The sequence below is a fragment of the Saccharothrix espanaensis DSM 44229 genome (assembly GCF_000328705.1).
GTDB classification, from domain to species: Bacteria; Actinomycetota; Actinomycetes; order Mycobacteriales; family Pseudonocardiaceae; genus Actinosynnema; species Actinosynnema espanaense.
Window position 1 is genome coordinate 4,652,655 of sequence record NC_019673.1, and the last position, 20,549, is coordinate 4,673,203.

The window sequence follows — 20,549 nt, forward strand, 5'->3', positions numbered from 1 at the left end:
GGGGCGGCTGGTGTCCGAGGCCGTCGCGCCGTGGGTGCCGCACGACGGGCTGCGGCTGGCGGGCACGACCCCGTCGACCGGGCTGCGGACGGGTCCGTTCAGCTTCTGGCACGGGTGCCCGCCGGAGCTGGGGCGGGAGCTGCTGCTGGGCTACTACCGCGCCTGCCACGGCGGGGTGGTGGTCCCGTCCCGGGCCTCGGTGGCGGAGGCGGCCGGGGTGCTGGAGCTGCGGGTGCTGGTGCAGGACCAGCGCGGGGTGTGGGGCCGCGCTGGGGTTGCTGCGCTTCGGCGGGCGGCCGTTCGACGGCGAGGACGCCCGGCGGGTGGGCGGGCTGGCGCGGGAGCTGTCCGCGGTGCTGCGGGCCTACGTGACCTCCGGTCCGCTGGTGCCCGAGGTCCCGGCGCTGCCGCCGGCGGTGCTGGTGCTCGGCGCGGACCACCGGGTGCGCTCGGCGACGGCGCCCGCGCGGGCCTGGCGGGAGCAGCTGCGGGCCGCGCGGGTGGCGGTGCCGTGGATCGGCGAGGCGTTCCTGGAAGGGCTGTCGCTGCTGGCCCGCCGGGGTGACCCGGTGGTGGTCGCCCCCGCTGTCGGGCACGGCCGGTGGGTGGCCTTCCACGGGCAGCGGCTGTCCCCCGAGGAGGTGGCGGTGGTGTTCGAGACGGCGTCCGGGCCGCGCCTGCTGCCGGCGTTCTGCGAGTGGTACGGGATCACGCCGCGCGAGCGGCAGGTGCTGGCCGACGTCTACGACGGGGCCGCGCCCAAGAACATCGCGCGCCGCCGGGGCCTGTCCGTGCACACGGTCAACGACCACCTCAAGGCCGTGTTCCGCAAGACCGGCGCCGGCGGGCGCGACGAGCTGGTCACGGCGTTCGCCGGGTGACCTCCCGGTCGTTGACCTCGCGGCGCAGCGCGATCGCGTCGGCGCGGACGCGGTCGGGTGCCTCGTGGTCGAGCAGGGCGCGGCGCAGCAGGGCCGCGATCGCCGGCTGGTCGGCGGGGGTGAAGCCGCGCCGGGTGATCTCCTGGGTGCCGATCCGCAGCCCGCGCAGCCCCTCGTCGGGGCGCTGCCAGGGCAGGCCGATGCCGCTGAGGTAGACGCCCGCCTCGCCGAGCAGCAGGCCGGCCCGCTCGCCGCCGCCGAGGTCCAGGGCGTCGACGGCGACGTGGTGCGAGCGGGTGAACTCGCCGTCGCGGCGCGCGACGGTGAACCCGTGGTCGTGCAGCGAGCGGGCCAGCACCTGGGCGTTGGCCAGGCACGCCGAGGCGTAGCCGCCGCCGCGTTCGGCCAGTTCGGCGGCGGTCACGGCGAGCGCGCCCAGCCGGCCGGCGTCGTAGTTGGCCAGCAGCCCCGGGTAGGCGACGGTGGAGACCCGCTCGGCCAGGTCCGGGTCGCGGGTGACGACGCAGCCGCCGGACGGGCCGCCGAAGGACTTGTAGGTGGAGAAGGTGAGCACGTGCGCGCCTTCGTGCAGCGGGCGCTGGAAGACCTTTCCCGCGACCAGGCCGGCCATGTGGGAGGCGTCGTAGAGCAGGATCGCGCCGACCTCGTCGCAGGCCGCGCGCACGGCGGCCACGTCGTGCGGGAACAGCATCATGCTCGCGCCGATGACGACGATCCGGGGCCGGTGCACGCGCAGGAAGCCGGGCAGCGCGGCGTGGTCGAGGTCGAGCCGGTCCGGGTCGTAGGGCAGGTCCACGACGGTCAGGCCGCGCACCGCCGGGACGCCCTGCGCGTGGTGGCTGGCGTGGCCGCCGGCGGCTTCGGGCAGCACGGCGATCTTGTCGCCGGGGCGGGCGAACGCGGTGTAGACGGCCAGGTTGGCCAGCGTCGCGCTCTGCAGCCGGACCTCGGCGTAGGTGCCTTCCATCAGGTCGGCGACCAGCAGCGGGGCCAGGACTTCGAGGGTGTCCAGGTGTTCCAGCCCCACCTGGTACTTCTCGCCCGGCCAGCCCATGCTGGGCCGGCTGGACACGCTGGGCAGGTTCGCGGCGGCCGCGGCGGGGCTGAGCACGTTGGTGCCCGCGTAGAGCACGATGCCGTCGTCGTCGACCTGCGTGCCGTGCGCCCGCAGGGCGTTGCGGACGGTGTCGGTGACGCCGGCCGCGCTCAGGTCGGCGGACACGGCGGTTTCCACCTCGGCCAGGCGGTGTTGCGCGCGCGGCGAGGCCCACGGGGCGATCCTGCTGTTGGTCACGCGTCCGACGCTAGGGTCCGCCGGTGGCGGCCGGCGACCGCGCGAGGTCGTGACTGTTTCCTACAATTGTCGAAATGCAGGAGTTGCTGGACGACTTGTCGCGGGTGCTGGGGCGCGGTGTCTCGGTGGACGACGTGTCCGGCCGGGTGGTGGCGCACAGCGCGCAGACCGACGAGGTCGACGCGGCGCGGGTGCGCGCGATCCTGACCCGGCGGGTGCCGCCGGAGGTGGCGGCGTGGCAGGAGCGGCACGGCGCGTCGTCGTCGGCCGGACCGGTGCGGGTGCCCGCGAACGAGGAGCTGGGCTTCCAGGAGCGGGTCGGGTTCCCGTTGCGGCACAACGGGCTGCTCGTCGGCTACCTGTGGGTGCTGGGCGAGGTGGACCCGGCGGCCGTGGTGGGGCACCTGCCCGCGCTGGCCGCCGGGATCGGGGTGGGGGAGCGCGCGCCGATCCGCGTGGTGGTGGCGTTGGAGCCGAGGTCGGTGCGCACCGTGCCGGCCGCCGAGCCGGTGCCGGAGCCGCCCGGCCCGGTCGGGGTGAGCGACCCGCACCCGCCGGACCGCGCGGGCGAGGCCTACCAGCAGGCGCTGGCGGCGGCGGAGCTGTCGCGGCTGGACCCGGCGCTGCCCCGGGTGGCGCGCTGGGCGGACCTGGGCGCGTACCGGCTGCTGTTGGGCGCGTCGCCGGACGGCGTGCTCGCGGGCCTGTCGGAGGTGCTGCTGACCACCTTGGAGTGCTACCTGGACTCGGGGTGCGACGCGCGGGCCACGGCGGACGCGCTGCACCTGCACCGCACCAGCCTGTACTACCGGCTGGGCCGGATCGAGGCGGTGACGGCGCGATCCTTGTCGGACGGCACGGCGCGGCTGGAGCTGCACCTGGCGCTCAAGCTGGTGCGGTTGGCGCGCCGCCCGTGAGAGCGTCCTGTCCTGAAGTGGCGGGCCGTTTCGTGATAACCAGGAGTCATGCTCCTGTGGATCAACGGCCCGTTCGGCGGTGGGAAGACCCAGACGGCGCACGAGTTGGCGCGGCGGCTGCCCGGCAGCCACGTCTGCGACCCGGAGGTGGTCGGGTTCGGCCTGCACAAGATGACGCCGCCGGCGCTGCGCGGCGACTTCCAGGACCTCCCGGCGTGGCGGCAGGGCGTGTTCGAGGTGCTCGACCTGGCGCTGTCCAAGCAGGACGGCACGGTGATCGCGCCGATGACGGTGATCGAGCCCGCGTACTTCGCGGAGATCGTGGGCCGGTTGCGCGACCGGGGCCACGACGTGCGGCACTTCGCGCTGCTGGCGTCCCGCGAGGTCGTGCTGGACCGGTTGCGGGAACGGGTGTTCGGGCACGTCACGCAGGTGCTGCTGGGCAAGGCCGCGCCGCTGCGCCGGGAGAGCTGGGCGGTGCGGGCGCTGGACAAGTGCCTGGACCGGTTGGCCGGGCCGGAGTTCGCCGAGCACCTGTGGACCGACGACATCACCGTGGCGCAGGTCGCCGACCGGATCGCCGAGTCGGCCGGGCTGGCGCTGACCCCGTACACCGACGGCCCGCTGCGCGGCCGGGTGCGCCGCGCCTGGGTGGGCGTGCGACACATCCGGTTCTAGCCGGTCGCGGGTCCGCCCCGCCCGGGGGTGACTACAGGTGGCGGGCGAGGAAGTCCACGACGTGCCGGCGGACCAGCGGCAACGGATCGCCGGTGCCGACCGGCGCGGCGCAGTCCCCGGCGGTCATCAAGCCCGCGTCGCGCAGTTGCGGGGCGAGCGCGGCGTAGTCGGACAGGCCCCAGTGGGCGGCGTCGGCGAGCCAGACGAGCTCGGTGGTGTCGAGCCGGGCCAACGGCAGCCACGTCCGGTCCAGCCGCGCGTCCCGGAACCCGTCCGTGCCCAGCAGCAGCAACGGCCGGTCGAGCCCGTGCCGCGCGACCGGCAGCAGCTCACCGGTGCCGGCGGGGAGGTGGTCGAGGTAGCCCTCCAGGTCGACCCCGGCCCGGATCCGCCGGTCCCGGGCGTGTCGCCGCCGGCACCTGACGGTCCGGCGGCGCTGTCGCCCGCACGCGCCGGTCGGGCGGCGGCGTCGATGACGAAACCGGCGGCGCGGGCCGGTCCGGCGCACCCGGCCGTCCGGGTACACGATCTCGCTGGAGTCGCCGGGGTGGTCAACGGTGACCACGACCCGGCCGCGGGTGGAGCGCCGGAGTGCGCGTAGTGCCGCACGGACGTCCAGTCGACGCCTGCAGTGGGCAGTTCCGGGTGCAGGTACACGGCGTCGAGCCGGACGAAGATCGCCGCCGCGCTGGCGGTCACGGCGAGTTCGCGCGGCTCCCCGTTCCACGGGTCGGCGCGCAGCGGGTCGAGCAGGGTCAGCGTGGCGACTCCGACCGGATGTGGTCCGGTGGGCGCGGGCAGTGCGTACATGGTTTCCCCGCCGCCCACGGCAGCGCGATCAGCTCCGGTGCAGCACCGCGATTCCCGCCGAAGCCGATGCGCCCCAGGTGGTCGGTGAAGACGCGGCGGGCGTCGGGCGGTCCAGGCCGAGCGGGACGGCGATGTCCTGTTAGGGCACCAAGTCGGCCACAGCCACCCACCGTCCACTCCGGACACGGGGTCGAGTGCACCCGGTGGACGTCGCGAGCAGGTCGGCGCGGCTGCTCCGCCGCTGGTTGACGGCGTGGCATAGGGCTTGGCGATGCAACACCGACCGACTCCGGATTTGGGCCGATACACTGCCCACTTTGATCAGTTTCTCTGACTATCGTCAAAGGAGTGACGTTGGCGGACCCCAACATCGGCCTGCTGCTCTACATCCCCTACCGGGAACTGGAGAACCGGGTGTTCGCGGCCCTGGCGGAGGCCGGGTTCGACGACATCACCACCGCCCAGGCGCGAATCTTCCAGCGGGTCGGCCCCCACGGCTCGCGGCTGACCGAACTGGCCGAGGCGGCCCAGGTCACCAAGCAGACCGCGGGCTTCCTGGTCGACCAGCTCGAACGCGCCGGGTACGTCGAGCGCACCCCGGACCCGACCGACGCGCGCGCCCGGCTGGTGCGGATCGCGCAGCGCGGGCTGACCGCGATGCCGATCGCCGGCGCGGTGATCGCCGACGTCGAGGCCGAGTGGACCGCCCACCTGGGGCAGCGCCGGATGGCGGCGTTGCGCGACGCGCTGGCCAGGCTGCGCGAGGTCACCGACTCGTACCTGTAGCCCTGGTGGGTCAGGAGGACAGGAAGCGGTCCAGCACGCGCGCGCCGAAGCGGAGTCCTTCGACGGGCACCCGCTCGTCCACGCCGTGCGCCATCGCGCGGTAGTCGTAGCCCTCGGGCAGGGAGAGCGGCGCGAAGCCGTAGCAGTCGATGCCCAGGCGGGTGAACGCCTTGGCGTCGGTGCCGCCGCCCATGCAGTACGGCACGACGATCGCGTCCGGGTCCTCGCCGCGCAGCGCGTCGGCCATCGCGTCGAACCACGGCGAGTCGATCGGGGCCTGCACGGGCGGCTGGTCCTCCAGGAACTCCCGGGTCACGTGCGGGCCGAGGACGGCGTCGAGCGAGGCCAGCAGCTCGTCCACGGTGCCCGGCAGGGTCCGCACGTCGACTTCGGCGGTCGCGGTGCCGGGGATGACGTTGACCTTGTAGCCGGCGTTCAGCACGGTCGGCGTGGTGCTGTTGCGCACGGTCGACTCGGCCAGCGCCGCGGCCGGGCCGAGCCGGGCGAGCGTGCCGTCCACGTCGGCCAGGTCGACCTCGACGCCCAGCGCCTCCCCGGTGCGTTCCAGGAACGCCCGCACGGTGGCGGTCAGCCGCACCGGGTGGTCCAGCGCGGCGATCCGGCCGAGCGCGCCGACCAGGTGCACCACGGCGTTGTCGGTGTTGCGCCGCGAACCGTGGCCGGCCCGGCCGCGCGCGGTCAGGCGCAGGTGCGACGAGCCGCGTTCGGCGGTGCCGATCGGGTAGAGCCGCCGCTCGCCCACCCGGTGGGAGAAGCCGCCGGACTCGCTGATCGCGGCCGTGACGCCGGTGAAGTAGTCGCGCTGGTGCTCCACGAGCCAGTTCGCGCCGTAGTCGCCCTTGTCCTCCTCGTCGGCGACGAACGCCAGCACGATGTCGCGGCGGGGCCGGCGGCCCTCGCGGGACCAGCCGCCGATCACCGACAGGACCATGGCGACCATGTCCTTCATGTCGACCGCGCCGCGCCCCCACAGGAAGCCGTCGCGCTCGACGCCCGCGAACGGCGGGACGCTCCACTCGGCCGGGTCGGCGGGCACCACGTCGAGGTGGGCCTGCACGAGCAGCGCCGGCAGTCCCGGTTCGCTGCCGGGCACGCGGGCCAGCACGTTGGAGCGGCGGGGCGCGGGTTCCAGGACGCACGCGGGCACGCCCAGGTCGTCCAGGTGGGTGGCGACGAACTCGGCGGCCTCGCGCTCGCCGGCCGCCGTGCCGCCGCCGTGGTTGGTCGTGTCGAACCGCAGCAGCGCCGCGCACAGGTCGACGACGTCCTCAGCCATAGATGCCCTCCACCGCCGTCCCGGCGATCGCGGTGACGACCTTGAACGCCTGCATCGCCAGGGTCATGGACGCGGCGTCGAAACCGATCCGCCGCGGACTGACGAGCTCCACCGTAGGCACCACGGCGGCAGCCGCCGCGAGGTGGGTGGCATCGAACTCGACCTCGACGCGGTGCGGCGCGACCGTGGTGTCGCCGCGCCCGGCGCGGGCGAGGGCGGACTCGGTCGCGGCGGTGATCAGTTCGGCGGTGACCTGCGGCGGCGCGCACACCGCGGCGTAGCGGCTCACGCAGTCCTTGACCGCGACCAGTTCGGCGGTCGGCGCGTAGTCGCGGGCGTCGTCGCAGGTGCGGTCGTCGCCGGTGACCAGCAGCACGGGCACGCCGTGCTCGCGGGCCAGCGCGGCGTTGAGCCGGCCCTCGCTCGCGGGCACGCCGTCGAGCCACACGCCGGTGACCGAGTTCTCCAGGTAGGTGTGGGCGAGCACGCCTTCCTGGCCCGCGCCCGCGTGGTAGCCGAGGAGCACCACGCCGTCCACGCCGGAGTCGACGCCCTGCATCATCGACAGCGGCTTGTGGCGGCCGGTGAGCAGCCGGGCGCGGGTGTCCAGCTCTTCGAGCAGGACGTTGCGCTGGCTCGAGTGCGCCTCGTTGACCAGGACGTCCGTCGCGCCGCCGGCGAACGCCCCGGCGACGCAGGCGTTCACGTCACCGGTGAGCAGCCGCCGGAACCGCTGCCACGGCTCGGTGCCGGGCACGACGTCGGCGGTGCAGGTGACTCCCGTCGCCCCCTCCATGTCGGCGGAGATCAAGATCCTCATGGCGACACCGTACCGGCGGGAGGTCACCCGTTCGCACGTCCGGGCTTCGGTTCGTCAATCCTTGACCGGTCACGTGCGGGCCGTTCCGAGGCTCCGAGGTGTCGGCCGCCGACACGGCGTTGAGCTGCGGTTGCACCGGCCGCCCGGACGGGCCGGGGCGTCGGTGGTCGACGTCGTCGGAGTGCGTCACGGCGGCGGGCGGGGGTTCCTCCTCGGTGGGATCAGGGACGCGGTGGGCAGCGGTGTTCCTGGCGGGTGGGATCGGGTTGCCGGCGCGCTGGTCGGTCGGGGCGGTGTCCGGCGGTCTTTGGGGCGGATGACGTCCATCGTGGTCACCGGACGAACCGGACGACGCGGTGGCGCGGTGACGGCGCGTCGAGCAGGTGGTGGTCCCGGCCGCGCAGGTGCAGGTCGAAGAACGCCCTGAGGTAGGTGCGGCGGGCGGCCAGGACCGAGGCCGGGTCGGCGGTGCCGAGGGCGGGCGCGAAGTGGTCGGTGGGCAGGTCGAGGCCGCGCACGACCTGGGGCAGCACGGTCTGCAAGTCGGTGAGCCAGGCGTGCCCGCCCTCGCGCACCTCCAGTTCCCGCCGCCACCCGCGCAGCCCGGTCCACTGCCGGTCCCACAGCGGGTCGCGGTCGACCGCGCCGGGCAGCACCGCCAGCACCGGCCCGTCCAGCCCGTCCTCCACGACGGTGGTGATCGGCGCGGTCCCGTCGGGGGTGGGCCAGCCGACGGCGGAGTCGCCGACCGCCGCCGCAGCCACCCTGGGGTCGTCGTGCGCCAGTTGCAGCGCGGCCAGGCCCGCGCCGGTGCCGCCGCCGACCACGCCCACCGGGCCGGTGCGCAGCGACCGGCGCAGCGGCTCGGGCAGGCCCGGCGCGGCGCCGAGGGCGTCGAGCGCGAACCGGGCGTCGGCGACCCGGCTCCGGTAGATGGTGCGGACGTAGGCGAAGAAGGCGGGGCTGGTGACCTCCGCGCCGGGCGGCGGGAGGGCGGCGTCGTGCACGGGGACGAGCCGGTCGGGGAACCGGACCGGTGTCTCGTAGGTCGGGTCGGTCGCTACCACGACGTAGCCGTGACTGGCCAGGTCTTCCATCACGGTGCGCACCGCGCCCAGGCTGAACCAGTGGCCGAGGGTCACCAGCACGACGGGGCCGGGCAGCGGGTGGGCGTCGAACCGGGAGTACGAGCGCGCGCCGGCCCAGTCGACCAGGCCGGGCGGTAAGTCGCCCATCAGGCCCTGCATCACGGTCTCGGCGTGCTCGACCCAGCCCGGGGTGAGCCACGGCGCGGGCGGGCCGCCGCCGCGCGCGGGATAGGTGACGGTGGCCATCAGCTCCCGGTAGGGCTGGTCGGTGACGTACGGGTCGGCCCGGCTGCGGTCGACCAGGTGCGTGCTGGTGGTGCCGACGGCGTACGGGCCGCTCGGCGCGGGCAGCCGCAGGCGGACGCGGTCGCGCGCGGAGGCGGTGGCGGGCGACAAGGCGGTCGCCGGCAGCAGGGCGGTGGTGGCGAGGGCCGCGAGCGCGGTGCGGCGGCTGAGGGTCGGTTCCACGGGTCTCTCCTCGGTTCCGGGGTCGGATTGGTGATCGACACCGAGGATGCCCGTCACAACCTGTGAATGTACTGAGACACTGAGAGACCGCTGAGGGGTGACCGGTGACGCTGAGGGATTTTCGCCTGTTAGGCCGAACAGCTCTCAGTGTTGATCCAAATGGCGGCCGCTGCCCGGCGGCTTGGCGACCGCTGGTGGCGGGCCCCGTGCGGAACGGGAGGACTACGGCAGGGGCTCTCCCACCGCTGTTCGCCGTCCTCGACGGTGTCGGTGAGCAGCAGGCCGACCCGCCGGGCGACCGCGGCCGACGCGGCGTGGTCGGGGTGCACGTGGGCGGTGAACCGGGTGATGCCGGCGGCGCGCAGCGCGTCGACCACGAGCCCGGCCGCCTCCTGGGCGAAGCCGAGGCCCTGGTGGGCGGTGCCGACGACCCACGCGAGTTCGGCGGCGGGTCGTGCGGTGTCGACGGTGGCCTGGACGTACCCGACGGCGTGGCCGGTGTCGCGGCGGCGCACCACCCAGTTGAGCCACCACTGGCCGCCGTCGGCGGATCGGCCCCGCACCTGTCGGGCGTAGGTCCGGCTCAGGTCGTCCACGGTCGGTGGCTCGCCGCCGGTGAACGTGTAGAGCTCCGGCGCGGCCAGCACGACCGCCATCTCCTCGGCGTGTCCGACGCGCAGCGGTTCGAGGAGGAGGCGGTCGCTGCTCACGGGTTCTGCGTGCACGCCTTACAGGTACTTCCTCAGCTCCCTCTTGGCCAGCGACATCCGGTGCACCTCGTCGGGCCCGTCGGCCAGTCGCAGCGTGCGGGCCTGCGCCCACAGGTCGGCCAGCGGGTAGTCCTGGCTGACGCCGCCCGCGCCGTGCGCCTGGATCGCCTTGTCCAGCACCCACTCGGCCATCAGCGGCGTGCCGATCTTGATGGCCTGGATCTCGGTGTGCGCGCCCTTGTTGCCCACGGTGTCCATCAGCCACGCGGTCTTGAGCACCAGCAGCCGGGCCTGTTCGACGCGGACGCGGGATTCGGCGATCCACTCCTGGACCACGCCCTGGTGGGCGAGGGGCTTGCCGAACGCGACCCGTGCGACCGCGCGGCGGCACATCAGCTCCAAGGCGCGTTCGGCGATGCCGATCAGCCTCATGCAGTGGTGGATGCGGCCGGGCCCGAGTCGTGCCTGGGCGATCGCGAAACCCTCGCCCTCGCCGCCGATGAGGTTCTCGGCGGGCACCCGCACGTCCTCGAACACGATCTCGGCGTGGCCACCGTGCGCGGCGTCGGTGTAGCCGAACACGTGCATCCCGCGCTCGACGCGCACGCCCGGCGTGTCACGGGGAACGAGCATCATGGCCTGCTGACGGTGGCGTTCGGCGTCCGGGTCGGTCTTGCCCATGACGATGAACACGGCGCACTCGGGGTTCATCGCGCCGGAGGACCACCACTTGCGGCCGTTGATCACGTAGTGGTCGCCGTCGCGTTCGATCCGGGTGGCGATGGTGGTGGCGTCGGAGGAGGCGACGTCGGGTTCGGTCATGCAGAACGCCGAGCGGATCTCGCCGTCGAGCAGGGGCCGCAGCCACCGCCGCTTCTGCTCCTCGGTGCCGAACATGGCCAGCACCTCCATGTTGCCGGTGTCCGGCGCGGCGCAGTTGAGCGCCTCGGGGGCCAGGTGCGGGCTGCGGCCGGTGATCTCGGCCAGCGGCGCGTACTGGAGGTTGGTCAAGCCGCCGCCGTGCTCGGGGTCGGGCAGGAACAGGTTCCACAGGCCCTGGCGGCGGGCCTCGGCCTTGAGGTCGGCCAGGACGGCGGGCCGGGCCCACGGGTCGGCGGCGTCGGCGAGCTGCGCGGCGGCCACGGGTTCGGCCGGGTGGACGAACTCGTCCATGAAGCGCAGCAGCCTGGCGCGCAGGTCCTCGGTGGTGGCGTCGTAGCCGAAGTCCATCAGTTCTCCCCTGCGGTGGCGGCGAGCCCCTGCCGGACCAGGGGCAGGGTGAGTCGGCCGATCCGGTCGAATCCCGCCCCGACGGTCTTGCCGGTGGTGAAGCGGTAGTGGATGCCTTCGAGGATCACGGCGAGCTTGAAGTAGGCGAACGCGGTGTACCAGCCCAGTCCGGAGACGTCCGCGCCGCTGCGCCGGGCGTAGCGCTCGACCAGGTCGTCGGCGGAGGCGAAGCCGGGCAGCGCGGACACGGTGCCGGTGATCGGGTCGTCGGCCAGGCCGAGCCCGGTCCAGTAGACGCGCAGCAGGCCGAGGTCGGCCAGCGGGTCGCCGAGGGTGGCCATCTCCCAGTCGAGCACGGCGCTGATCGCCGGCGGGTCGTCGGTGACCAGGACGTTGTCCAGCCGGTAGTCGCCGTGCACGATCGCGGCCCGGCGGGTGTCGGGGACGGTGGCGGCGAGCCGGTCGCGCAGGTCGTCGACGCCGGGCAGGTCGCGGCTGCGGGAGGACTCCAGCTGCTTGGCCCACCGGGCGACCTGGCGGCGCAGGAACCCGTCGGGACGGCCGAAGTCGCCCAGGCCGACCGCGTCCGGGTCGACGGCGTGCAGGTCGGCCAGCACGTCCACGAGCCGCGCGGACAGGGCGGCGGCCGTGTCGGGGGTCAGCCACGGGCACTGGTCGCGGTGTCGCAGCGCGACGCCGGGCACCTCCTGCATGAGGTAGAACGGCGCGCCGATCACGTCGGGGTCGGTGCACAGGTGCTCGGTCGCGGGCACCGGCACGGCGCTGCCGGCCAGCGCGGTGATGACGCGGTGCTCGCGGGCCATGTCGTGCGCGGTGGCCAGCACGTGGCCCAGCGGCGGGCGGCGCAGCACCCAGCGGGAGGTGCCGTCGGTGAGCCGGTAGGTGAGGTTGGAGCGGCCGCCGGGGATGAGTTCGGCGGTCAGCGGCGGGGTGCCGAGGTGGGCGGCGAGGCGGCCCAGGTCCAGGCCGGGCAGGCCGGTGCCGGGCTGGACGGGGTCGGTTCGGTCGGTCATGCGGCGGCTCCCAGCAGGGCGGCGAGGACGGCGCGGGTGGACTCGGCGTCGGTGTGCCGGTGGGCGTGCAGGCCGACGGCGCGGGCCGCGTCGACGTTGGCGGGGGCGTCGTCGACGAACGCGCAGCGGTGCGCGGGCAGGCCGATGACCTCGAGGGTGTGGGCGAAGATCTTCGGGTCGGGTTTGCGCAGCCCGACGCGGCCGCTGATGACCACGGTGTCGAACAGTTCCAGCAGGAGTTCCTCGGGGTAGCCCTCGCCCCAGCTGTTGGACAGCAGCACCGTGCGCAGGCCGCGGGCGCGCAGGTCGCGGACGAGGTCGACCATCGCCGGGTCGGTCTGCGCCGCGCCGAACATGCGGCGCAGCAGGCCGTGGGCGGGGATCGCCGCGCCGCCGGGGGTGCGCAGCTCGGCGGCCAGCAGGCGTTCGAACTCGGCGACCGGCAGGTGGCCGGTCTCCAGCCGGGAAACCGGGTTGTCGGGGGCGGCGTCGCGGCCCATCCACGCGCGGATGGTCGTGCCGTAGCGCTCGCGGTCGATGTCCTCGCGGTGCAGCCAGTCCTCGATGAAGGTGGGCACGGAGACGGTGAGCACGCCGCCCCAGTCCAGCACCACCGCGTCGATCGGCCGTTCGGGGTCCGCCACGTCGCGAGGGTACCGACCGGTCGGTATGGAGGCAACCCGCACTGGTCCGGAAAAGTCGCAGAACGTGAATGACTCATTCATGTTCGGAAATGCGAATGGGGCGTTCGCGTTCGACTGGTATGGTTTTGTTGCATTCATGGGTCCAATTTTGGTCACGGGTGCGACGGGCACCGTGGGTGGCAGTGTGGTGCGGCAGTTGTCGGCGGCGGGGGTCGAGGTGCGGGCGCTGACCCGTGACCCGTCCAGGGCGGTGCTGCCGGCGGGGGTCGAGGTGGTGGCGGGGTCGTTCGCGGAGCCGTCGTCGCTGCTCCCGGCGTTACGCGGGGTGTCGCGGGTGCACCTGGTGTCGACCGACGGCGACGGTCCGGAGATCATGGACGTGCTGGTGCGGGCGGGCGTGGAGCGGGTGACCCACCTGGGGCACGACGACCCGTCGCGGTCGGACGACGATCCGTTCGAGTCGTGGCACCGGCGGTACCGGAAAGCGGTCGAGGCGTCCGGGTTGGCGTGGACGCACCTGTTCCCCGGCGAGTTCATGGCGAACACCCGGGAATGGATCGGGTCGGTGCGGGCGGAGAGCGTCGTGCGCGCGCCGTTCGGCGACTGGGCGACCGCGCTGGTACACGAGGACGACATCGCGGCGATCGTGGTGAAGGCGCTGCTGGAGGACGGCCACGCGGGGCGGACCTACCGGCCGACCGGGCCGGAGCCGGTGGTGCGGCGGGACGCGGCGCGGCTGATCGGCGAGGCGGTGGGCCGGCCGGTGCGGTTCGAGGAGCTCACCCCGGACCAGGCGCGCGAGCACTGGCGCGGGGTCTACCCGCCGGAGGTCGTGGAGTGGTTCCTGGAGCTGGGCGGGCAGTCCGACGGCATGGGCTGGGTGTCGCCGGACGTGCCGCAGGTACTGGGCCGGCCGGGGCGGACCTACGCGCGGTGGACCCGTGACCACGCCGCCGAGTTCGCCTAGCCGCCGGTCCGCCCCGGCTGCTCGCGGCCGGCCGGGGCGGGGCGGGGCGGGCGGGGCGGGGCGGGCGTTGCGCAGCCGGATCCCGCTGAATCGCAGGCCGCGGCCGGCGACCTCGTCCCAGAACGGCCACAGGTTGGTCCGCACCCGCAGTTCGATGCCGGCCCGCTCGTGCAGGTCGAACAGGTCGCCGACCCGCTCGGCCGGGCCCAGCGGGCGGACCGGGCGGGTGGCGACCACGGCGCTGTCGCCGAAGGGCCGGAACGCGGCGGCGTCGAACCGGTAGGCGTAGAGGGTGACGGTGCGGATGCGGGTCAGCCAGCCGTACTCGACGGCGTGCACCCGCTCCGCGCCCAGCCACGCCCGGTCCTGCTCCGGGGTGTCGAGGCCGGCCCAGGCCATGACGCGCGGGCAGTCGCGCGGGAACCAGTAGGCGGGCGCGAGGTCGTGGTCGACCGCCCACACGTACGCCTCGGGCTGGCGGGCGGTCGCGGCGACGTGCGGCACGAACCGGGTGATCGTGGGGTCTTCGGAGAAGTGCAGCACTTCGCCGGGAACGGGGCGCATGGTCGGCCAGTGTCGCCGAACCCGCGGCGCGCGGTCGACCGGAAATCCGGTGGCGCGCGGTCCGGGCGGCGCGGTGGGATCGGGTGCGTGCCCGGATCGCTGCTGGTGAACTTCGTGTACTGCCATCCCGTCGGTCACGTGGTGGAGGCGTTGCACCTGTGCCACGGCCACCACCGCGCCGATCCGGGCCTGCGGATCGGCTTGGTGCTCAACGCGGCGACCCCGGTGGAGTTGGCGCGGCTGTGCCCGTTCGTGGCGCAGGCGCACGCGGTCGAGGTCGACGTGGGCGACGGGTCGGCGGACTTCTCCGGGCAGCTCGCCGCGATCGCCCGCGACTGGGACCAGGTGGTGGAGGACGAGCGCGCCGACTCGCAGCGGGAGGTGTTCCCCGGCCTGGCCGCCTACTACCGGCAGTCCCGCCGGCACTTCCGGCCCGCCGGCGCGCGGTTCCCGTACGCGGCGGGCGAGGCGTTCCGGCTGCCGATCGCCCGCGACAGCGCAGACGGCGACAGCGCAGACGGCGATCGGGCGGACGGCGACGGGGTGCGGATCGCGGTGCTGCCGGGCGGTAGCGGACCGCGTCGGCAGTACCCGTCGGTGCGGTCGTGGCGGCTGGTGCTCGACGCGCTGGCCGACCGGTTCCCCGGCGCTGAGTTCGTGCTCGTCGGCAAGCTGCGCGCGGACGGGCGGACCAGCACGTCGTTCGGCCGCGCGGAGTTCGCCGAGCTGTTGGGCGCGGTGCGCTCGGTGGACGCGGTGGACCTGCCGCTGGTCGACCAGCTCGCCCGGGTCGCCTCGTCGGACGTGCTGGTCTCGCCGCACTCCGGGTTCGCGATGGCCGCCTTGGCGGTGGGCACGCCGTGGCTGGCCATCTCGGGCAACCGGTGGCCGGAGTACTACTTCCCGGGCACCCCGTTCTACAGCGTGCTGCCCGACCTGGCCCGGTTCCCCGCGTTCGGCCGGTTCGCCGAGGAGCCCGAGCCGGTGCACGACGACGGGCCCCGGTCGCCGAGCATGTCCTTCGCGCGGATCGCCGCGGACCTGCCGGAGATCGTCGAGGGTGCGGCGCGGCTCGTGGAGCGGCGCTGGGACTTCGACACGGCGCTGGCCGACCACGTGCGCCGGGCGGTCGCGCTGGGGCTGGGGGACACGATGTGGTCGGTGGACGACGTGCACCGCCGGCACCTGCCACAGTAGGCCGGTGATCGGGGACTACGAGACCGTGCGCGAGGCGGTCGACGGCGAGGGCGACGTGCTGGCGGCGCTGGAGCTGCTGCGGCGGTTGAAGGCGGAGCTGACCGGGTGGGAGCCCCGGCTGATCGAGGCGGCCCGCGCGGGGGGCACGAGCTGGGCGCGGCTGGCCCCGGCGCTGGGGGTGGCCAGCCGGCAGGCGGCCGAGCGCCGCTACCTGCGGCTGCGCCAGGACCTGGGCGACACCGCCGAGGGCCGGGTGCGGGCCGAGCGGGACCGGCGGGCCGGTGAGCGGGCGGTGGCCGCGTGGGCGCGGGAGCACGCCGGGGAGCTGCGGGACCTGGGCGGCCGGGTGGCGGTGGTGGACGTGCGGGTGCGGGAGGCGTTGGCGGCGCAGGACGTCGTGGCGCTGCTGGGCCCGCTGTCGGCGGCGGCGGACCGGGTCGGCGACCCGGCGCTGGTCGAGGAGATCCGGGCGCTCGCGGCGCGGGCGGAGCGGGCCCGCGCGCGGTGACCTCCGGGAGCCTCGCGCGCCGAGGGTAGCGGCTGCCGGGGTGGGCGCGGATCAACCGATCGGTGGGCGGCGGGGTCGACCTTCTCCCGACCCGATCCGGTCCTTTCGCTGATTCTGCGGCACCCCGCGCGCTGCCAAGGTGGACGGGACCGGACCATCGACAGGGGGAGTGATGGGTTTTCCCAAGCGTGCCATGGCTTTAGTCGCGGTGGCGTCGGCTGTCGCCCTGCTGGGCGCCGGGGCGACGGCCGCCTCGCCCCGGCGCGACGGCGACTGGGCCACGTGGCAGAAGGACGCGGCCGGGTCGCGGCACAACGCGGCGGAGTGGCGGATCACGCCGCACAACGTCAAGAACCTCAAGCTCAAGTGGGCGTTCGCCTACCAGAAGTCCGAGTCGCCGGTGCGCAGCCAGCCGGCGATCGTCGACGGGGTCGCCTACTTCGGCGGCCCGGACGGCAAGTTCTACGCCCGTGACGCCAGGACCGGCGCGCAGCGCTGGACCACCGACCTGTCCGGCATCGCGCCCGGCCCGCGGGCCGCGGTCCCGTGGGACGGGCCCGCGGTGGCCGACGGCCGGGTCTACTTCGGCGACGTGCGCGGCTACCTGTACTCGCTGGACCAGCGGACCGGCCGGGTGGTGTGGGCCAAGCAGGTCGACGCGCACCCGGCGGCGACGGTGACCAGCTCGCCGATCGTGCACGACGGCAAGGTCTACGTCGGCACGTCCAGCGGCGAGAACGCCGACCCGGACCCCGACCACAGCCGCGCCTACCCATGCTGCACGTTCCGCGGCCACGTCGACGCGCTCGACGCCCGCACCGGCGAACTGGTGTGGCGGCACTACACGGTGCCCGAGCCGAAGCCGGTGGGCACGTGGCCCTCGGGCGCGACCCGCTACGAGCCCTCCGGCGCGGGCGTGTGGTCCTCGCCGACCATCGACCCGCGCACCGGCACCCTGTACGTGGGCACCGGGCAGAACTACACGGGCAGCGCGGGCGACTTCGACACGCTGCTGGCGCTCGACGTCCGGTCGGGCGCGGTGAAGTGGCGCAACCAGGTGACCAAGGCCGACACGTGGCGGGGTCTGTGCAACGACCCCTCGCCGCAGGGCTGGTGCCCGGGTCTGGCGGACGGGTCGGCGCTGGACTACGACATCGGCGCGACGCCGAACCTGTTCACCGTCAACGGCCGCACGCTGGTCGGCGTCGGCCAGAAGGTCGGGGTCTACCACGTGTTCGACGCCACCACCGGCGAGGTCGTGTGGCGGCGGCAGCTGGGCGTGCCGCTGCCCAGCGGCGGCATCTCGGGCATCCAGTGGGGCACCAGCTTCGACGGCCGGCGGCTCTACATCGCGACCTACTTCGCCGGTCCGGGCACGCTGTTCGCGGTGGACCCGGGCACCGGCGCGGTGCTGTGGGAGACCCCGCACCCGGCGGACGGCTGCACCACCGGCGGCGCGGCGGACCACCCCGACGTGTGCACCCTGGCGCACGGCCCGGCGGTCTCGTCCAGCCCCGGCGTGGTCTACGAGGGCAGCAACGACGGCAAGCTGCGCGCCTACTCGGCGCACACCGGCCGGGTGCTGTGGACCTTCGACACGGTCCGCGACTTCGCCACCGTCAACGGGCTGCCCGGCCGGGGCGGGGCGATCTCCGGCGGCGGCGGGGGCGCGGTGATCTCGCACGGGATGGTGTACGTGCAGGCCGGGTACTGGCCCACCTACCCCAACCCGGGCGGCAGCGTGCTGCTCGCCTTCGGTCTCTGACCGGCCGGTGGCCCGCGTCCGGACGCGGGCCACCGGTCACACCACCGGGGTCACGCCCTGGAGTCACTCACCGGAGTCACTCACCGGAATCACTCACTGGGGTGACCACGCCGGCGTCGGCGTCGAGGTCCATGGGCACGCCCAGCGGCACGGTGTGCTGCCCGGCGCAGTGCCCGAACCGGACCGAGCCGAGCACCGGCACGCCGAGCCCGCCCAGCCGGTCCCACAGCACTGCGTCGACGGCCTCGACCGGGCGGCACCCGGTCCACGAGCCGAGCACGATCCCGGCGACCTGGTCGAACCAGCCGCCGCGCAGCAGGTCGGTGAGCAGCCGGTCGAGCCGGTAGGGCTCCTCGCCGACGTCCTCCAGCCACGCGATCGCCCCGTCCGGCGGCGGCGCGCCCAGCAGGCTCACCGTGCCGCCGACCGCGATCCCCCGCGCCCGCCCGCCGACCACGGTCGTCCCGCGCAGGACGGCGGGTTCGCCGAACAGGGCGCGGCGCAGCAGGTCGCGGGCGGTCGGGTCGTGCACGAACGCGGCGGTGGCCGGCATCGGCCCGAACCAGGTCGGCACGCCGGCCCGCCACAGCGGCTCGTGCAGCACGGTGATGTCGCTGGACCCGAGGAACACCTTCGGGGTGCGGGCGGCGGCCGCCCAGTCGATCCGGTCCACGATCCGCCGGCTGCCGTACCCGCCGCGCGCGCACAGCACCGCGGCCACGTCCGGGTCGTGCCACGCATCGCTCAGGTCGGCCGCCCGGTCGGCGTCGGTGCCGGCCAGGTGCGGCAGGTCCGGGTGGACGTCGAGGGCGTGCGGCGCGACCCGCACGTCCAGGCCCCAGGTGGTCAGCCACGCGACCCCGGCGTGCAGCAGCCCGGCCGGCACGGGGCCGGCCGGGCTGACCACGGTCACGCGGTCGCCCGCCCGCAGCGGGCGCGGTGTCACGTGCGCAGCTCCAGCACGGGCACCCCGGCGGGCACGAACCCGAACACCTGCCCGTAGAAGGACAGCTCGGCCTCCAGCGCGGCCACGATCGACTCGGCCTTGCGGAACCCGTGCTGCTCGCCCTCGAAGGTCAGGTAGGCGTGCGGGATGCCGGTGCCGTCCAGCGCGGCGACGAACCGGTCGGCCTGCTCGGGCGGGCAGATCTCGTCCTCCAGGCCCTGCAGCAGCAGCACCGGCCCGTTGAGCCGGTCGACCCGGTTGGACGGGGACCGCTCGGCGTACCGGTCGGCGGTCTCCGGCCACGCCCCGACCAGGCCCTCGACGTAGCGGGACTCGAAGTCGTGGGTCTCGCCGCCGTCACCGGTCCAGCCGCGCAGGTCCAGGATCGGGAACGCCACCATCCCGCACCGGTAGGTCTTGACGCTGGTCATCGACGCCGCCGAGGTCCACCCGCCGGCGCTGCCGCCCCGGATGCCCAGGCGCGCGCCGTCGGCGGTGCCCTCGTCGGCCAGGGCCTGCGCGACCGCGGCGCAGTCGTTGACGTCGACCACGCCCCACTGCTCGCGCAGCCGCTCGCGGAAGGCCCGGCCGTAGCCGGTGGAGCCGCCGTAGTTGACCGACACGACACCGATGCCGCGGCTGGTGAAGTACGCGATGTCGACGTCCAGCGCGGCCACCGACCGGCCGGTCGGGCCGCCGTGGACGTGCACGACGTAGGGCGGGCGCTCGTCGTCGGGGCCGGCGAACCCCGGGTTGGTCGGCGGGTAGACGTAGGCCGGGACGTCCTGCCCCTCGGGCCCGGTGAACACGCGCTCCCGCGGCACCGGCAGGTAGTCGGCGGGCGGCAGCGACGCGGGGTGCTCGGTGAGCCGGGTCAGCTCGCCGGTGGACAGGTCGAGGGTGACCACGGTGGCCTCCTCGCGCGGACCGGCCGCGCCGGACACCACGACCCCGCCGTGCACGGCCAGGTGCGCCTGCCACACCGGCAGGTCGACCTCGACGTCGGTGACGGTGCCGCTGCGCTCGTCGAGCACGGCCAGCGCGCCGGAGCGCAGCACCAGGTAGCGGCCCTGGTCGAGGGCCGCGAACCAGCGGTTGCCCAACCGCCACATCGGGCCGCCGAGCTCCTCCGGGCAGGGCGCGAGGTTCTTCTTCGCCCCGTCCAGCGAGATCCGGAACAGGTTCCACCAGCCGTCGGGGTCGGTCAGCGCGAGCAGCTCGCGGCCTTCCCACTCGACCTGGCAGACGGCTTCGCGCGGCCCGCCGGCGAGCACCCGGTGGGTGTCGGAACCGACCTCGGCGACGCACAGCTCGGTGCCGTCCCACGGCATGTCCGGGTGGTTCCAGCCGATCCACGCCACGTGCGTGCCGTCCGGGGACAGCCGGGGGCCGGTCATGAAGTGGTGGCTGGCGGCGAGCACGCGCGGCGCGGACCCGTCCACGGGCAGCGCGACCAGGTCGCGGCGCACGTCGGTGCGGGCGTCGCCGGTGACGGTCTCGCGCACGCACCACACCTCGCCGGCGGGCCCGGCGGTCAGGTCGGCGTAGCGGATGCCGTGCCGGCGGTCGGGTTCGGGGCTGATCGGCACCGGGTCGGGGTCGTCCGGGTCGAACAGGTAGACGCGCTGGTCGTCCCAGTTGGTGAACGCGACGCGCTCCCCGTCCGGTGTGTCCAGCACCACCCACGGCCGGCCGCCGTACTCGTGCACGCGGTTGCGCACGTTCCACGGCGGGGGCAGCAAGTCCTGTCCGTCGCGCACCAGCGCGACCCGGCCGTCCTGCGCGGGGCGTCCCTCGGCCCACCAGACCCGACCCCGGTGCAGGTCGACCCAGTGCAGGCCGCCACCGGCGGCGGCCGCGTCGGCCGCCCCGATGGGCGATGTCCATGTTCCGTACGGTGCGATCTTCACCACGGACGCGACCC

Annotated in this window: 19 protein-coding genes and 1 pseudogene; 8 read left to right on the forward strand and 12 right to left on the reverse strand. The window is 74.7% G+C overall.

Going from position 1 to position 20,549, the window contains the following annotated elements; all coding sequences use genetic code 11:
• Positions 1 to 275: 275 nt before the first annotated feature.
• The gene (locus BN6_RS48960) at positions 276 to 881 is read left to right on the forward strand and encodes a helix-turn-helix transcriptional regulator (protein ID WP_051075659.1); all 606 of its coding nucleotides are present in this window, start codon (positions 276 to 278) and stop codon (positions 879 to 881) included.
• On the opposite strand, the gene BN6_RS20545 is transcribed toward BN6_RS48960, so the two are convergent.
• Positions 862 to 2,196, reverse strand: coding sequence for a serine hydroxymethyltransferase (locus BN6_RS20545; protein WP_015101642.1), 1,335 nt, complete (start codon positions 2,194 to 2,196; stop codon positions 862 to 864). The genes BN6_RS48960 and BN6_RS20545 overlap by 20 nt on opposite strands.
• Positions 2,197 to 2,270: 74 nt before the next feature.
• On the opposite strand from BN6_RS20545, the gene BN6_RS20550 reads away from it, so the two are divergent.
• Positions 2,271 to 3,113, forward strand: coding sequence for a PucR family transcriptional regulator (locus tag BN6_RS20550; protein ID WP_015101643.1), 843 nt, complete (start codon positions 2,271 to 2,273; stop codon positions 3,111 to 3,113).
• Positions 3,114 to 3,161: 48 nt separating this feature from the next.
• Complete coding sequence (locus BN6_RS20555; RefSeq protein ID WP_015101644.1) at positions 3,162 to 3,791, forward strand: AAA family ATPase; 630 nt, start codon at positions 3,162 to 3,164, stop codon at positions 3,789 to 3,791.
• 31 nt (positions 3,792 to 3,822) lie between these two features.
• Here BN6_RS20555 and BN6_RS20560 read toward each other — a convergent pair whose 3' ends face one another.
• Positions 3,823 to 4,356, reverse strand: coding sequence for a hypothetical protein (locus BN6_RS20560; RefSeq protein ID WP_041313438.1), 534 nt, complete (start codon positions 4,354 to 4,356; stop codon positions 3,823 to 3,825).
• A 593-nt stretch (positions 4,357 to 4,949) separates the two neighbouring features.
• Between BN6_RS20560 and BN6_RS20565 the strand changes: the two genes are divergently transcribed.
• A complete protein-coding gene (locus tag BN6_RS20565) occupies positions 4,950 to 5,387 on the forward strand; it encodes a MarR family winged helix-turn-helix transcriptional regulator (RefSeq protein WP_041313440.1) in 438 nt (145 codons plus the stop codon).
• A gap of 10 nt (positions 5,388 to 5,397) precedes the next feature.
• Here the strand turns inward: BN6_RS20565 and BN6_RS20570 are convergent, their stop codons facing one another.
• From BN6_RS20570 to BN6_RS20600, 7 genes are all read right to left on the reverse strand, one after another.
• The gene (locus tag BN6_RS20570; RefSeq protein WP_015101647.1) at positions 5,398 to 6,684 is read right to left on the reverse strand and encodes a M20/M25/M40 family metallo-hydrolase; all 1,287 of its coding nucleotides are present in this window, start codon (positions 6,682 to 6,684) and stop codon (positions 5,398 to 5,400) included.
• Entirely contained in the window at positions 6,677 to 7,504 is an 828-nt protein-coding gene (locus BN6_RS20575) for a M55 family metallopeptidase (RefSeq protein ID WP_015101648.1), read from the reverse strand. Before BN6_RS20575 ends, BN6_RS20570 begins: the two co-directional genes overlap by 8 nt.
• 332 nt (positions 7,505 to 7,836) lie before the next feature.
• Positions 7,837 to 9,060, reverse strand: a complete 1,224-nt coding sequence (locus tag BN6_RS20580) for an alpha/beta hydrolase (RefSeq protein WP_015101649.1) — start codon at positions 9,058 to 9,060, stop codon at positions 7,837 to 7,839.
• A gap of 128 nt (positions 9,061 to 9,188) precedes the next feature.
• Positions 9,189 to 9,770 carry a GNAT family N-acetyltransferase gene (locus BN6_RS20585; RefSeq protein ID WP_231905353.1) on the reverse strand — a complete coding sequence of 194 codons (582 nt, stop codon included), beginning with the start codon at positions 9,768 to 9,770 and terminating at the stop codon, positions 9,189 to 9,191.
• An 18-nt stretch (positions 9,771 to 9,788) separates the two neighbouring features.
• A complete protein-coding gene (locus BN6_RS20590; RefSeq protein WP_015101651.1) occupies positions 9,789 to 11,000 on the reverse strand; it encodes an acyl-CoA dehydrogenase family protein in 1,212 nt (403 codons plus the stop codon).
• Entirely contained in the window at positions 11,000 to 12,034 is a 1,035-nt protein-coding gene (locus tag BN6_RS20595; protein WP_015101652.1) for a phosphotransferase family protein, read from the reverse strand. The genes BN6_RS20590 and BN6_RS20595 overlap by 1 nt, the downstream gene beginning before the upstream one ends.
• Positions 12,031 to 12,678: an HAD family hydrolase gene (locus BN6_RS20600; protein WP_015101653.1), complete on the reverse strand. Its 648-nt coding sequence runs from the start codon at positions 12,676 to 12,678 to the stop codon at positions 12,031 to 12,033. Before BN6_RS20600 ends, BN6_RS20595 begins: the two co-directional genes overlap by 4 nt.
• Before the next feature lie 136 nt (positions 12,679 to 12,814).
• Here BN6_RS20600 and BN6_RS20605 point away from each other — a divergent pair, with 136 nt between their 5' ends.
• Entirely contained in the window at positions 12,815 to 13,645 is an 831-nt protein-coding gene (locus BN6_RS20605; protein WP_041313445.1) for an NmrA family NAD(P)-binding protein, read from the forward strand.
• A 75-nt stretch (positions 13,646 to 13,720) separates the two neighbouring features.
• Here the strand turns inward: BN6_RS20605 and BN6_RS50045 are convergent.
• Positions 13,721 to 14,335 (reverse strand): annotated as a pseudogene (locus BN6_RS50045) (DUF6886 family protein); the annotation flags it as partial.
• Here BN6_RS50045 and BN6_RS20610 point away from each other — a divergent pair.
• The 3 genes from BN6_RS20610 (at position 14,297) to BN6_RS20620 (ending at position 17,679) form a co-directional block, all read left to right on the forward strand.
• Positions 14,297 to 15,406, forward strand: a complete 1,110-nt coding sequence (locus BN6_RS20610) for a hypothetical protein (protein ID WP_015101655.1) — start codon at positions 14,297 to 14,299, stop codon at positions 15,404 to 15,406. The pseudogene BN6_RS50045 and the gene BN6_RS20610 overlap by 39 nt on opposite strands.
• Before the next feature lie 4 nt (positions 15,407 to 15,410).
• Positions 15,411 to 15,914, forward strand: a complete 504-nt coding sequence (locus tag BN6_RS47945) for a hypothetical protein (protein ID WP_051075661.1) — start codon at positions 15,411 to 15,413, stop codon at positions 15,912 to 15,914.
• A 193-nt stretch (positions 15,915 to 16,107) separates the two neighbouring features.
• Positions 16,108 to 17,679 (forward strand): outer membrane protein assembly factor BamB family protein, encoded by a 1,572-nt coding sequence (locus BN6_RS20620; protein WP_148302944.1) that lies wholly within the window; start codon positions 16,108 to 16,110, stop codon positions 17,677 to 17,679.
• Positions 17,680 to 17,755: 76 nt separating this feature from the next.
• On the opposite strand, the gene BN6_RS20625 is transcribed toward BN6_RS20620, so the two are convergent.
• Positions 17,756 to 18,625: a S66 peptidase family protein gene (locus BN6_RS20625; protein WP_015101657.1), complete on the reverse strand. Its 870-nt coding sequence runs from the start codon at positions 18,623 to 18,625 to the stop codon at positions 17,756 to 17,758.
• The gene (locus BN6_RS20630) at positions 18,622 to 20,538 is read right to left on the reverse strand and encodes a dipeptidyl-peptidase 5 (RefSeq protein WP_015101658.1); all 1,917 of its coding nucleotides are present in this window, start codon (positions 20,536 to 20,538) and stop codon (positions 18,622 to 18,624) included. Before BN6_RS20630 ends, BN6_RS20625 begins: the two co-directional genes overlap by 4 nt.
• Positions 20,539 to 20,549: the final 11 nt, after the last annotated feature.

What these genes read in the sequence shown, in the direction of transcription:
- BN6_RS20605 (WP_041313445.1), top strand. Translation starts at nt 12,815, where the DNA reads ATGGGTCCAATTTTGGTCACGGGTGCGACGGGCACCGTGGGTGGCAGT.
- BN6_RS20595 (WP_015101652.1), bottom strand. Translation starts at nt 12,034, where the DNA reads ATGACCGACCGAACCGACCCCGTCCAGCCCGGCACCGGCCTGCCCGGC.
- BN6_RS20570 (WP_015101647.1), bottom strand. Translation starts at nt 6,684, where the DNA reads ATGGCTGAGGACGTCGTCGACCTGTGCGCGGCGCTGCTGCGGTTCGAC.
- BN6_RS20590 (WP_015101651.1), bottom strand. Translation starts at nt 11,000, where the DNA reads ATGGACTTCGGCTACGACGCCACCACCGAGGACCTGCGCGCCAGGCTG.
- BN6_RS20555 (WP_015101644.1), top strand. Translation starts at nt 3,162, where the DNA reads ATGCTCCTGTGGATCAACGGCCCGTTCGGCGGTGGGAAGACCCAGACG.
- BN6_RS20575 (WP_015101648.1), bottom strand. Translation starts at nt 7,504, where the DNA reads ATGAGGATCTTGATCTCCGCCGACATGGAGGGGGCGACGGGAGTCACC.
- BN6_RS20550 (WP_015101643.1), top strand. Translation starts at nt 2,271, where the DNA reads ATGCAGGAGTTGCTGGACGACTTGTCGCGGGTGCTGGGGCGCGGTGTC.
- BN6_RS20620 (WP_148302944.1), top strand. Translation starts at nt 16,108, where the DNA reads ATGGCTTTAGTCGCGGTGGCGTCGGCTGTCGCCCTGCTGGGCGCCGGG.